Source organism: Enterobacter sp. BIDMC 30 (assembly GCF_000534355.1).
Lineage (GTDB): Bacteria > Pseudomonadota > Gammaproteobacteria > Enterobacterales > Enterobacteriaceae > Enterobacter > Enterobacter ludwigii.
Genome location: NZ_KI973169.1, coordinates 2,251,711 through 2,265,401 on the forward strand (window position 1 = coordinate 2,251,711; position 13,691 = coordinate 2,265,401).

A 13,691-nucleotide genomic window follows, 5' to 3' on the forward strand; every position below is an offset into this window, starting at 1 on the left:
TCATGGAAAGTAAACTGCTCGAATATTACAACCGTGAACTGGCCTATCTGCGTGAAATGGGCGCTGAATTTGCCGAGCGCTATCCCAAAGTTGCGGGTCGACTGGGCATGCGCGGCATCGAAGTGGCGGATCCGTATACAGAACGCCTGATGGAGGGGTTCGCGTTCCTGACCTCCCGCGTGCAAATGAAAATGGATGCGGAGTTCCCGCGCTTCTCCCAGCGTTTGCTGGAAATGATTGCGCCAAACTATCTCGCGCCAACCCCCTCAATGGCGATTGCTGAAATCCAGCCCGACAGCACGCGTGGCGATCTGAGCAACGGTTTTAAGGTGCCGCGCGGCACCATGATGGACAGCCTGGCGCTGAAAAAGACCGGGGTCACCTGCAGTTACACCACGGCGCATGAAGTTAATCTGTTGCCGCTGAAAATCGATAAGGTCGAGCTGGGCGGTGTGCCTGCCGATCTGCCGCTGGCGCAGCTGGGCCTGAGCCAGCGGGGGATCAACAGCGCGTTACGGATCCGCATTGCCTGTGATGGCCCGCAGCATCTTGGGCATCTGGATTTTGACCGTCTGGAGTTTTTCCTTAGCGGCCCGGATATTGAAGCGCTCAAGCTGCTTGAGCTGGTCATGGAGCACCACGCCGGGATTGTCTGCCAGACCGTCAGCAAGCACCCGCAGCGACAGCTGCTCTCTGCGGATGCCTTACGACAGGAAGGGTTTGAGCCGGACCAGGCGCTGCTTCCGGACGACCTGCGCAACTTTGACGGCTATCGTCTGCTGCAGGAATACTTTGCGTTTCCGGCACGGTTCCGCTTTATCAGCCTCAGCGGTCTGGGCAAGCTTATCCAGCACTGTGAAAATGAAAAAGCGTTCGATATTTTCATCCTGCTGGATAAAAGCGATGAGCAACTGGAGCGGGTGGTTGATGCCAGCCATCTGGCGATGCATTGCACGCCGGTGATCAACCTTTTTCCGAAAGTGGCGGCGCGGCAGAAGCTGAGTGAGAGCCAGCATGAATATCATCTGGTGGTGGATAACATCCGTCCCCTGGATTATGAAATTTATGCGGTAAACAAAATCTTCGGCAGTGCCGACGGCCAGCGTGACGACCAGACGTTTCGTCCTTTCTGGAGCACCTGGAGCGGTGATGCGGGCAACTATGGCGCCTATTTTTCCCTGCGCCGCGAGCAGCGAGTGCTCTCTGAACATGCCCTGCGCTACGGCACCCGCACCGGTTATATCGGCTCCGAAGTCTTTGTTTCGCTGGTGGATGAACAGCATGCACCCTGGCAGGAAAATCTGCGCTATATCTCCGCGGAAGTATTGTGCACCAGCCGCGACCTGCCGCTGATGCTTCAGCAGGAACTCGGACAGTTCATCATGGCCGATTCCATGCCGGTGAAATCCCTGACCCTGCGAAAAGGCCCAACGCCGCCGCGTCCGGCTCTGGCCGAAGGGTTTAGCACCTGGCGATTGATCAGCCAGCTGCAGATGAACTATCTCAGCCTGATGGACAGCGAAAACGAAGAGGGCGCCGCCGCCCTGCGTCAGCTGTTGGGGCTGTATGCTAACCTGGCGGAGACGCCGGTTGCACGTCAGGTTGAGGGCGTTCGCCACTGCGTGCTGGAGCCGGTTCACCGTCGCGTCCCGGAGCCGGGTCCGGTGGTCTTTGCGCGCGGGATCGGCATTACTCTGACGGTGGATGAGCGTGCGTTTTCCGGCGCCAGCCCCTGGCTTTTCGGCAGCGTGCTGGAACGCCTGTTTGCCCGTCTGGTGTCCATCAACAGCTTTACTGAATTCACGCTGAAGAGTCAGCAGCGCGGTGAGATTGGCTACTGGGCACCGCGTATGGGGAAAAGGGCACTACTATGAGCGAAGTCGCCTCCGCGCCGCTGCGTGTCCATCGCCTGACGCCGTTGCCGGACGCTTTCTGGCGCGGCGTTCGCGAGACGCCGTGGCGCTACGATCTGTTCCAGCTATTAAGACGCATTGATGCCCAGGGCGGTGAACGTTATCCGCTGGGGCGCGCGCCGCTGCCGAAATTTGAGCCGTTACGTATCGGTCAGCAGCCATCGATGAGCTTTGCGCCGTCGACCCTCGCGCAGGTGCGCCAGCGTGACGAGAACGGGCTGCACGAGGTGTCTATCCTCAGCTTCGGTCTGTTTGGTCCAAATGGCCCGCTGCCTGTCCATATGACAGAGTACGCCCGGGAGCGTATTCATCATCATCAGGACACCAGCCTGAGCGCGTTTGCCGATCTGTTCCATCATCGCCTGACGCTGTTGTTTTACCGTGCCTGGGCTGATGCGCAGCCCGCCGTCTCTCTTGACCGCGCGGACAATAAACGCTTTGAGGGGTATCTGGCATCCTTGATCGGCATGGGCCAGCCGGGGCAGATGACCAAAGGCAGCCTGAGCGCACATGCCCGTTTTACTCACGCCGGACACCTGACCCGTCACGCCCGGGATCCGGAAGGGCTGGAGAAGATCCTGCGCAACTATTTTAACGCCCCGGTAAAACTGGTCACGAACGTGGCGCAGTGGATGCCGCTTTCGCCGCGGGAACAGGCGCAGTTGGGTGAAGGGCGTCGTCTGCCGCGGATGGGAGAATCCGCTTTTCTCGGCGTTGCGGTGCGCGACGTGCAGCACAAGTTTCGTATCGAAATCGGCCCACTGAGCGCGGAAGAGTACAACCGCTTCCTGCCAGGCGAAGCGTGGGTCACTGAACTGCGCGACTGGGTACGCCAGTACGCAGGGGTAGAATTTGAATGGGAAACTCGGGTTATTCTGCGCGCCGACGCGGTGCAGGGTGCCTCGCTCGGTAGCGCCGGGCGGTTAGGTTACAACACCTGGCTGGGCCTTCAGCCTCAGCCTGTCCCACGTGGCGATCTGGTGTATCGCGCAGAGCGATAATTTTTCTAACGCATTGTTATCAACGGAACCGAACATGTCAGAAATCAGCCGTGCCGTGCTTTTCGGCAAACTGGATACGCTGTTATTTACCTCACTGGAAAGCGCCACCGCGTTCTGCAAGCTGCGCGGCAACCCCTATGTTGAGCTGGTGCACTGGCTGCATCAGCTGATGCAGCAGCAGGATGGCGATCTGCAACAGGTGATTCGTCATTTTGCCCTCGATGAACAGCAGCTGACGCGCGATATCGTGGCCGCACTGGATGCGCTGCCACGTGGCGCGAGTTCTGTTTCCGATCTGTCAGAACATATCGACAGCGCCGTGGAGCGCGCGTGGGTGTTTGGCTCGCTGAAGTATGGCGTCAGCCGTATTCGCGGCGGACATTTACTGATTGGCATCCTGAAAACCTGGAATCTGGCTAACGTGCTGAAAAGCATCTCGGCGCAGTTCACCCGCCTTAACGTCGACGTGCTGATCGAGCAGTTTGATGCGATTTGCGCTCAGAGCAAAGAGACGCAGCAGGCGGCCGCTGCCGCGGATACGCCAGCCGGTACGGTGCCTGCCGCACAGGGGACGTTGGCCCAGTATGGTCAGGACCTGACCGCGCGCGCCCGTGAAGGGAAGATTGACCCGGTTGTCGGGCGCGATGAAGAGATCCGCCAGATGGTCGATATTCTGATGCGCCGTCGCCAGAATAACCCGCTGCTGACTGGGGAAGCTGGCGTTGGCAAAACGGCGGTGGTGGAAGGGCTGGCGCTGCGTATCGCCGAAGGCGACGTGCCGGCACCGCTGCAGAATATTCAGCTTTGGCTGCTGGATATCGGCATGCTGCAGGCCGGCGCAGGCATGAAAGGCGAGTTCGAAGCGCGTCTACAGGCCCTGATTAATGAAGTGCAGTCCAGCGCTACGCCAGTCATTCTGTTTATCGATGAGATCCACACCCTGATTGGCGCAGGCGGCCAGCAGGGTACCGGTGATGCCGCTAACCTGTTAAAGCCGGCCCTGGCGCGCGGGCAACTGCGCACCATCGGTGCCACCACGTGGGCGGAATACAAAAAATACATCGAGAAAGACCCGGCGCTGACCCGTCGTTTCCAGACGGTACAGGTTCACGAGCCGGACGAAGCCAAAGCCATTCTGATGCTGCGTAGCACCGTGTCACCGCTGGAGACGCATCACCAGGTACTGCTTCTCGACGAAGCGGTCAGCGCAGCGGTCAAGCTGTCACATCGTTATATTCCGGCGCGTCAGTTGCCGGATAAAGCCGTTGCGCTGCTTGATACTGCGTGTGCCCGCGTGGCGGTCAGCCAGAGCGCGCCACCGGTACAGCTGGAAGATTGCCTGCGCCATCTCGCGGCCCTGGATGTGGAGATCGAGATTGCCGGACGCGAAGCGCGCGTGGGTGCCGGCGATCCGGAGCGCGTCGCAGCCTTGACCGCCGAGCGCGATATATACGAAACAAAGCGCGAAGCCCTGACCCAGCGCTGGGAAGAGGAACGTGCTCTTGTGACTGAAATCATCCGCCTGCGTGCCGCGCTGTTTGCCGCGGGTGATGACGAGACCGGCGAACTGCGCAGCGAGCTTAACGCGCAGCAGCAGGCGCTCAACGCTTTACAGGGCGACGAGCCGCTGCTGTTTGCGGCGGTGGATGAAAACGTGGTGGCGGCGGTGGTCTCTGACTGGACCGGTATCCCGCTGGGCCGGATGGTGAAAAACGAGATTGATGCGGTGCTCAACCTGGCTGATACCCTCAACCAGCGCGTCATCGGCCAGCGTCACGGCCTGGATCTGATTGCCCGCCGCGTGAAAACCTCGCGGGCGAAACTCGACGATCCGAACAAACCTGTTGGCGTATTTATGCTCTGTGGCCCGTCCGGCGTGGGGAAAACGGAAACCGCACTGGCGTTGGCGGAGTCGCTTTATGGTGGTGAGCAGAACGTTATCACCATCAACATGAGTGAATTCCAGGAAGCCCACACCGTTTCCACCTTAAAAGGTGCGCCTCCGGGATACGTGGGTTATGGTGAAGGCGGGGTGTTAACCGAGGCCGTTCGCCGTCGCCCGTACAGCGTGGTCTTGCTGGACGAAATTGAAAAAGCGCACCCGGATGTACATGAAATCTTCTTCCAGGTCTTCGATAAAGGCTGGATGGAAGATGGCGAGGGCCGCCATATTGATTTCCGTAACACCATCATTATTCTGACGTCCAACGTCGGCACCGATCTGATCAGCGCCATGTGTGCCGATCCGGAACTGATGCCTGAGCCTGAGGCGTTAAGCGGCGCGTTGCGTCAGCCGCTGCTGGAGGTCTTCCCGCCAGCGCTGCTGGGCCGTCTGCTGGTGGTGCCGTATTATCCACTGAGCGACGAGATGCTGGGGCAGATTGTCCGCCTGCAGCTCAAACGCATTCAGCGTCGTCTGCAAGAGAATCACAATATTATTTCCGAGTTTGATGACAGCGTGGTGGAACAAATTGTTCAGCGCTGTACCGAGGTGGAGTCTGGCGGCCGCATGGTGGACGCTATTCTGACAAACACCTTGCTGCCTCAGATGAGCCAGATATTACTTACCGCCAGCCGCAGCGATGAGCAGTACCGACGTCTGCACGTCACCTGTGAGCAGGGCGAGTTTCACTGTCAGTTTGCCGCGTAATAATCATCAAGAGAACTGTAAAAGATGACGGATAATGATAACAATCGGACTGTCCCAAACGCGCTCCCGGTCGGGTATCGCTTCAACGAGTTTGAAATTAAAGAGGTGATCGGCGGCGGCGGGTTCGGCATCGTCTATCGCGCGTGGGATCATCAGCTCGAACGCACTATCGCTATCAAAGAATTCATGCCTGCCTCGCTCGCCGTGCGCGGCGACGATATGACGCTGGTACTGCGCAGTGAACGTTTTGGCAAAGCGTTTTCCGCCGGCCTGAACAGCTTCATTCAGGAAGCCCGCCTGCTGGCGCGCTTCAACCACCCGAACCTGCTTCACGTGCTGCGTTTCTGGGTGCAAAACGATACGGCCTATATGGGAACGCTGTTCTATAGCGGTACCACGCTTTCCCGCCTGCGCGAACAAAAACCGGAGCTGATTAACGAAGCCTGGATCCGTCGTATGCTGCCCATGCTGTTCGGTGCCATTAAGACAATCCATGACGAAGGCTATCTGCACCGCGACATCTCTCTGGATAACATCCAGATTCAGGACAACGGCCTGCCGGTTCTGCTCGATTTCGGCTCTGCGCGCCGCACCATTGGTAATCTCTCTGATGAGACGGAAACCATGCTGCGCCCGGGCTTTGCGCCGATCGAGCAGTACACTGACGACAACGAAAGCGAGCAGGGCCCGTGGACGGATATTTATGCCCTCGGCGCCGTACTGCGTACCCTGATTGTCGGCTCACCGCCGCCGGTCAGCGTGGTGCGCTCAATCCAGGACACCTGCAAACCGCTGGTGGAACTGCAGCCACAGGGCTATTCCCTCTCGCTGCTGCAGGCCATCGACCGGGCGCTGGCGTTGCACATGGAAGACCGACCGCAATCCATCGATGAATTCGCGGCGCTGATTGAGATGCCGGTAGCGGGTATCGACGATGTACTGAGCGCGAAAAAACCGGGCACGATGCTGGTACCGGTAGAGGAAGAAGCACCGGCTTCTGCACTGGACTGGCACCGGTATAAAATCCCGGCAATGGTTGCTGCGGGCGTGCTGGTTGGCGTCGTCGCCGGAGCGATGCTGTTTAGCGGTGGCGACCATGATGCGCCAGAGCAGGCGGCGCAGGCCCCCGCTGAGACGCGCCCCGTTGAAACCGCATCGAACGCGCCGGAAGTGAAACCGGAAACGGCGAAAGCCAGTGAACAGACTGCACCGACTGCGACAGCGCAACCGGCCACCCCGCCGGTGGATACCAGCCCGGTGGCACTGGTCTATATCCGTATTCTTGACGGTGAGACCCTGAAAGTGAACGGTGAGCCAAAAACACTGCGTCCGGCGAATAACGGTTATGCATCGCTCAAGCTACCTGCGGGCGAGGCCAGAATTGAACTGCAGGGCAACGGGAAAACGCGTACCCAGACGCTGGATATTGCGAAGCCTGGCACCTGGCTGGTGAATCCGTAAGTAAGGTAAGCAGGGACTGGTAACAGGACGGAGCGAATGTATAACCTCAAGTTTGTCTATCTTTTCAGCGAGAATGTCTCGCCAGCGCTTTTCGCGAAAATTATCCGCCCGTCCGTAGCCGGGCAGTGGATAATGTCAGTTCCCGACAATTCGCTGCGCTCGCTGTTTACGCGTTACGATTTGCTGCATTCCATCACCGGGGCGAATCCCTATCAGTCAGGACGCGATACCCGTAAGTTGATCGTGCAGGATCTCGATATCGGCAGGATCGTTGCCATCGACGAGAGTTTCCGTAACTGGTCATCGGTAACGGAGATATTTTATATCAATGCCGATGGCCGACTGCAGGCGGCCTCGCTTACCGGTCTGGGCTGGTATCCGGTAAGCACAATTGTCGATCGCTACGAAACCATGGTGCGAGCCTACGGTGCCCGTCCTGCGCCGACGGTACTGCCGAAGCAGGTGGTGAAATCCAAAGCGGCACAGGTGCCGGATGAGGCCACGCCGGGCAAAGACGGTAAAACCTATGCTTCGCAGCTACAGCAGATGACCAAGGCGGAACGCTGGCAGGCGCGTAAGGATCTGATCGCGAAGGGCAGCAACAGCCTTTACCCGGATGCGCAGATCGCCGCTAAACGACTGGCGGCGAATAATATTGCGGTGGAGAAAGCGAAGCTTGCTGAGAATGTTTATAAGACAGTGAATCCGCTGGAGACAACGCCGGGGGTGCCAGAGGGCTGGAAGGATATCAGTAATGATGACGCGCTACTGGGCAAGTATGGTTTGAACAAATCGATGCTCTTTGACGATGACACTTCTCCCAATTTTCTGGCGCGTGTCTATCAACCGAAGCCGGAAGTGTTCGGTACTGATATGAATCCTACTGTGGTGTTCCGTGGGTCGCGTGAGCCGGGCTTTGCATCATTCTCTGATAATGTTTACTCCTTGGTGACAAAAGGGGAACTGGCTCCGGTACAAAACGGTGCCGACTGGTCGAATAACTTTTCCCAGGGTATGGGGATGGCTTCAGAGTATTATAAAAAGGCTGTGAGTATCGGTAAGGAGCTGGCAAGGTCAGGTCAGAATATTGATATTGCCGGACATTCGCTGGGCGGCGGGCTGGCCTCTGCAACCTCCATGGCTAGTGGGAAAGCGGGATGGACATTCAATGCCTCGGGCCTTAACGCCGGTACGGTAGAAAAATACGGCGGCAAGATATTAGGCAGTACGGATAATATCCAGGCGTATCGTGTTGATGGTGAACTGCTGACCAGGATTCAGGAAGTTAACCCTTGGGAAGATCTGAAAATGATGAAAGGGCATGTCCCTTCGTGGATCCTCAAAGAGGAAATATCTGCGCTGAGTCCTAATGCTGCGGGAATACCCCACGATCTTGCTGGTGGAACCGGAAGCGCGCTGGATCGCCATGGGATTAATCAGGCGATTGATTGCATTGAGCAACAGAAGGATGAGGATATTTCGATAATCGGGAGTCGGTTGTGAAAAAACGTTTGATGGCTTTCGTGGCGTTATGTTTTTTAATCATGATTCAGGGGTGTAAGCAGGATATGGAACTCAATCCACAGGATTACTTCAGCGGTCAGCAGCTTGAACTGGCGAAATCGATTGAAGAAGGCAATGTCGATGTGGTGAAGACGCTTGCACCAGACAGCGACCTTAACAAACCCGGAAAGCAGGATATGACCCTGCTTTTCTGGGCCCTGGGCAACGCAATTAATGATAAAAAAACATTACCCCATTTGCAGATCATTACGTTGCTTGTTAAGGCTGGCGCAGATCCGCTCCAGCCTCGACCCCAGGGAAAAAGCAGTCCTGCTGAATTCGCCCTGAAGGGGGACAGTGCTGACTGGATCAACGCGATGCTGGACGGTGGTCTTTCACCCAATGTGAAAGATAAAGTTTTCCACGAACCAATCATCTTCCAGTCGATTAAAGCGAAAAATACAGAGACGCTGGAAGCAATGCTCAATCGTGGTGCTGACGTCAATTCAACCAATTCACTGGGTAAAACGCTGGTGTTTGATGCGTTGGATAATCAGTCATACGATCATGTTTTATTACTGCTCGATCGTGGCGCGGATCCGTCAATTAAGGCTAAAAATGGCTGGTCGATGAGCAATGCGCTTGCGGATGCGCTGAGTGGGCTTGAACAAGGCAGTGAGCAATACGAAAAATTAAACGAGATAAAAGAGAAACTCATCCAGAAGGGGGGTAAATGGCCTCCTCAACCCTCTAAATAATTATTTAATCTCCATTAAAACAACAGAGTGCTTTTCGAGCCAGGGACCAAATTTGAGGTTACTGAGCGTGTTGATTCTGGTAGTAAAACTGCGCTTACGTATAAGGAATTATAATGATTGATCTGCACTCTGATTTAGGTACAACACGAACGTATCGCCAGAATGGCAGGTGAATTATTCGACAGGGCTCCTGAAGATACTTTCTTGTAATTGTTTTCATATTTGGATAGTGAGGGTTTGAGCTGGCCGTAATTTCCGCTCAGGCAGATGGCGGGATTAATGGTTATTGCTGAGTGTGTTGCCCTTTTGACAAAAGATTAAAGAGGATAAATGGGAAATATTGTAATGCATTGGTTTTTCTTTATTTTCTTTATGATTTGGACACTAGCGCTTATCTGGAATGGAAAAGATTTTTTTAACAAGAAAAAGTGGCTCCTGGCGGGGATGATGTTGGTTCTGGTGTTAGTAGCCACAGTTGTCATTGGCTTTACGCTTAAATGGCTTTCTCAGTCGATGTCATTGTTTTCTATCGCAACGGCCAAACAATATTCGATCATTTTTTCTATGTCTTTTCTGTGCGTATGGGGTTTAAAGGTCACAGTTGTGCTGCTCTGTACTGTTTTCTCGGGGATTCTGAGGGGGCACAAAAGCTACAATGTGGAAAATTATGAAAAAATATCGTCTATATCACGCATCGTCGCGCCTGGCTTACTTATCGTTGCTAAAAGCTTAATTTCCCTTGGAAGCGTCCTTATGTTTTCGGGTCTTTGGCTAAAGTAAGCACAATGATTAAGGTTGCATAACGGATACCTTTGTTTCTACTGTTACCGCAACCACGTCTCCGCTTTGCGTCATGCCCTTGACCCGACCCGGATGCGTGCATCGACCGCAGCAGGCAGCTCGGTCAACTGGTTGCGGTGATCATCCTCACGCAACCCGCCATGCGCCAATTGTTAATACTGGGGGGGTGTGACTGTCATAGTCGGGCGAGCGAATAAGGAGCAGCGGATTCAATGAAGTTTCTCGGGTTTATTATTTTTTCATTGGTCGCTCTTGCCTATATCTGGAATGGCAAAGATAATTTTAACAAAAAAGAATGGGTGGTTTTTTTCGTAAAATTATCTTTTATATTAGTCGGCACTTTTATTCTGGTTTTCGTGTTGATCGGATTGCGGGAAATTTTCCCCTCGATGACAAAAGAAGATGGTGAGTTGGTGCTAATCGTTATTCCGCCTTCGTTTGTTACACTGTTATTGGCTAAGTTTTTCGTCATTATGCTTTGCACAATATTTGAAACTATAATGCGTTTTCATCAGCGATATAACACGGTGAAAAATTATTCGATTTTGTCATCGCTGGCAAATAGATATGGCCCCAGGTTGCTTTTGCTGGCGAAATGCCTGGCATCATTTGGATGCATTCTTATATTCTATGGTATCTGGCTAGCCTCCGCGGCCTAAGTGAAGAGACATTATAAACACTTAGAACAACTATCCGTTTCCCATAGCCTCCGCTACCAGTAACGAAGACCTTGAGGCGAACGATTGGAAATGGCTGTACACCTCAACTGACAAGGAAATACTTCATTACCAGGTGATATTGCCCATGCGTGTTAAGCCAGCAGGTTTGACTCCACCACACATTACTGAAGTCGGCTTGACGAATGAGAGGGGGTATCCATCTCCGGGAGTAACACTGTGGACGTGCTGGGGAAATTTCATCGCTGCGGAAGAAATGTGTGCTTTATACCAATGCTTTATTTTTAGCATGGGAAAAGTATGGTGCCATGCGGAGGGTGTATTTTTAATTAGTTAATTAAGTGTTCCATATTAAATGATAGATTCCTCGTTGATTTCCCTCAGGTGATTTTTCATCTGTCTGGTTACATGTAATAGTAAATGACTTTTTTCATTTATCCGTTTTTTATTATCTTCTCCAGCATAAAACCATTACGGAATAAAGATTATGCTCAACCGAATTACCGTTCAGCTCCCGGTGGAGGGGCTTCTGTTCTGGAAACTGACGGGCCGCGAGGCGATGTCCGAGTCGTTCGCCCTGACGCTGACCCTGCTTGGCACGGATGCGCGCATTGACCGCAGCAAACTGCTGGGTCAGCCGGTCACGGTGACCATCCCGACGCAGAGCCTGCTGACGCCCCGCTATATCAATGGAAAAATCACCCGCGTGGCGGTGAGTGCCGTCGAGCTGACGGGCACCCGCTATGCGGTGTACCAGCTGACGGTGGAGCCGGACCTGTGGCCGATGAAGCGCGACCGTAACCTGCGTATCTTCCAGGGTCAGACGGTACCGCAGATTGTGAAAACCCTGCTGGCTGAACATCAGGTCAACGTGGAGGATAAACTCACCGGGAGCTACCGGGTGTGGGACTACTGCGTGCAGTATCAGGAGTCGAGCCTGGACTTCATCAGCCGTCTGATGGAGCTGGAGGGGATTGCGTATCACTTCAGCCACGACGCCGACAGGCACACCCTGGTGCTCACCGACGCCGCGACGCAGTATCAGCCATTCAGCGGCTACGAAGTCATTCCTTACCACCAGACGCCGTCAGGCGGCAGTACGGATGAAGAGGGTATCAGCCAGTGGGCGCTGGAGGACAGCGTCACCCCGGGGATTTACAGCCTCGATGACTACGACTTCCGCAAGCCGAACGCGTGGCTGTTCCAGGCGCAGCAGAATCCGGCGTCACCGAAACCGGGCAGTATCGACGTGTACGACTGGCCGGGACGGTTTGTTGAGACCGGGCATGCGGAGTTCTACGCCCGTATTCGTCAGGAGCGCTGGCAGGTGGAGCACCAGCAGATTCAGGCGACGGCCACGGCCGCGGGTATTGCACCGGGACACACCTTCACCCTGACTAACGCCCCGTTCTTCAGTGATAACGGTGACTATCTGGTCACGGCGGCGGGTTACCATTTCGAGGAGAACCGCTACGCGAGCGGCGAGGGGGAAACCATCCACCGCACTGATTTCAGCGTCATCCCGGCGTCGGTGTCATACCGTCCGGCGCAGAGCACGGCGTGGCCGCGCACCTACGGCCCGCAGACGGCAAAGGTTGTGGGGCCAAATGGGGAGAGTATCTGGACGGACAAATATGGCCGCGTGAAGGTGAAATTCCACTGGGACCGTCTGGCGAAGGGGGATGACACCAGCTCCTGCTGGGTGCGTGTGTCGAGCGCCTGGGCGGGTCAGGGGTACGGCGGGGTGCAAATTCCGCGGGTCGGCGATGAGGTGGTGGTGGACTTTATCAACGGCGATCCGGACCGTCCGATTATTACTGGTCGCGTGTACAACGAGGCGAGCATGCCGCCGTGGGCGCTGCCGGCGGCGGCCACGCAGATGGGTTTTATGAGCCGCACGAAGGATGGCTCCGTGGATAATGCCAATGCCCTGCGCTTTGAGGACAAGGCGGGCGCAGAGCAGGTGTGGATCCAGGCTGAGCGCAACATGGACACCAGCATTAAGAACGATGAAACGCACAGCGTCGGTGGCGAGCGCAGCCATTATGTGAAGAAAAATGAGCTGCATCGGGTGGAAGCGAATCAGATCCAGGCGGTGAAAGGCGGAACAGAGATCCTGACGGGCAAAGGCAAGCTGGATGCGGCGGTGGAGCAATATGTCATTGCTTCCGGTACGAAGCTACGGCTGGTCTCTGGTGAAAGCGCAATTGAGCTGAACGCTAACGGCAAGATTAACCTCATCGGCAAAGAGTTTAATTTCTTCGTTGAAGGGGATGGTCATATCACCACCGGCGGTAAGCTGCACCTGAATACGTCTGGCACACAACCGGGCACCACGGCGCCGGGTTCCGGGCATAAAGGGGATATTGATGCGGCGGTGCAGGAGAAATTTACGACGCCGGAAGAGTAACCGTTTTCAGTCTGCCGCCGGGTTGTCTATGGCGGCATGTAAATCCCTTCAGCAATTTGAGACACGAGTTCAGCGATGAAATATACCCTCCAGGAAGGTTCCTTCTCCCTTTTTCCTGCCGCCTGGCAGGATAACAGTATGAACATTATTCGCGACGACGAAAGCGGATTGTCCGTGGTGGTCAGTCGCGGCGTTATTCCGGATGGCAGCGACTATGAGAAAGAGTTTCACCGCCAGTGGGAACTACTACGTCCGCAGATGGGCGAGATTGCCCAAAGTGCATTCCAGAGCGTAAAGGTCGGGCCTGACGGAAAAATTAACGCGCTGGAAGTCGAGACGACCTTTGACAGTAACGGACAGCGCATTTGGCAAAAACAGCTGGCCGTACAAACGCCGGGCAAGCCGGTGTTGATGATTTTTACCCTCTCGGCGCTCAGAGCATTCACCGGAGAGGATGAGGGGCGCTGGAGCGCGCTTAAGCAGAGTCTGACGCTAAACGACAACCGGAATGTGTAAG

At 55.2% G+C, this 13,691-nt stretch carries 10 protein-coding genes; all 10 read left to right on the forward strand.

Annotated features, from left to right (window positions below; all coding sequences use genetic code 11):
* Window positions 1-2: 2 nt before the first annotated feature.
* The 10 genes from tssF (at window position 3) to L466_RS11550 (ending at window position 13,690) form a co-directional block, all read left to right on the forward strand.
* Window positions 3-1,874, forward strand: coding sequence for a type VI secretion system baseplate subunit TssF (tssF, locus tag L466_RS11595; protein WP_020883467.1), 1,872 nt, complete (start codon window positions 3-5; stop codon window positions 1,872-1,874).
* Window positions 1,871-2,914: a type VI secretion system baseplate subunit TssG gene (gene tssG / locus L466_RS11590; protein ID WP_032680805.1), complete on the forward strand. Its 1,044-nt coding sequence runs from the start codon at window positions 1,871-1,873 to the stop codon at window positions 2,912-2,914. Before tssF ends, tssG begins: the two co-directional genes overlap by 4 nt.
* Window positions 2,915-2,948: 34 nt before the next feature.
* Entirely contained in the window at window positions 2,949-5,564 is a 2,616-nt protein-coding gene (gene tssH / locus L466_RS11585) for a type VI secretion system ATPase TssH (protein ID WP_032680806.1), read from the forward strand.
* 24 nt (window positions 5,565-5,588) lie between these two features.
* Entirely contained in the window at window positions 5,589-7,025 is a 1,437-nt protein-coding gene (locus L466_RS11580; protein WP_032680807.1) for a serine/threonine protein kinase, read from the forward strand.
* Between the two features lie 36 nt (window positions 7,026-7,061).
* Window positions 7,062-8,528: a Tle-like phospholipase domain-containing protein gene (locus L466_RS11575; RefSeq protein WP_032680808.1), complete on the forward strand. Its 1,467-nt coding sequence runs from the start codon at window positions 7,062-7,064 to the stop codon at window positions 8,526-8,528.
* On the forward strand, window positions 8,525-9,286 hold the full coding sequence (locus L466_RS11570; RefSeq protein ID WP_025203898.1) for an ankyrin repeat domain-containing protein: 762 nt from the start codon (window positions 8,525-8,527) through the stop codon (window positions 9,284-9,286). Before L466_RS11575 ends, L466_RS11570 begins: the two co-directional genes overlap by 4 nt.
* Before the next feature lie 330 nt (window positions 9,287-9,616).
* Complete coding sequence (locus tag L466_RS11565; RefSeq protein ID WP_044857986.1) at window positions 9,617-10,066, forward strand: hypothetical protein; 450 nt, start codon at window positions 9,617-9,619, stop codon at window positions 10,064-10,066.
* A 233-nt stretch (window positions 10,067-10,299) separates the two neighbouring features.
* Window positions 10,300-10,746 (forward strand): hypothetical protein, encoded by a 447-nt coding sequence (locus L466_RS11560; RefSeq protein ID WP_032680809.1) that lies wholly within the window; start codon window positions 10,300-10,302, stop codon window positions 10,744-10,746.
* Window positions 10,747-11,251: 505 nt separating this feature from the next.
* Window positions 11,252-13,174, forward strand: coding sequence for a type VI secretion system Vgr family protein (locus L466_RS11555; protein ID WP_032680810.1), 1,923 nt, complete (start codon window positions 11,252-11,254; stop codon window positions 13,172-13,174).
* Between the two features lie 75 nt (window positions 13,175-13,249).
* On the forward strand, window positions 13,250-13,690 hold the full coding sequence (locus L466_RS11550; RefSeq protein WP_032680811.1) for a DcrB-related protein: 441 nt from the start codon (window positions 13,250-13,252) through the stop codon (window positions 13,688-13,690).
* Window position 13,691 lies beyond the last annotated feature (1 nt).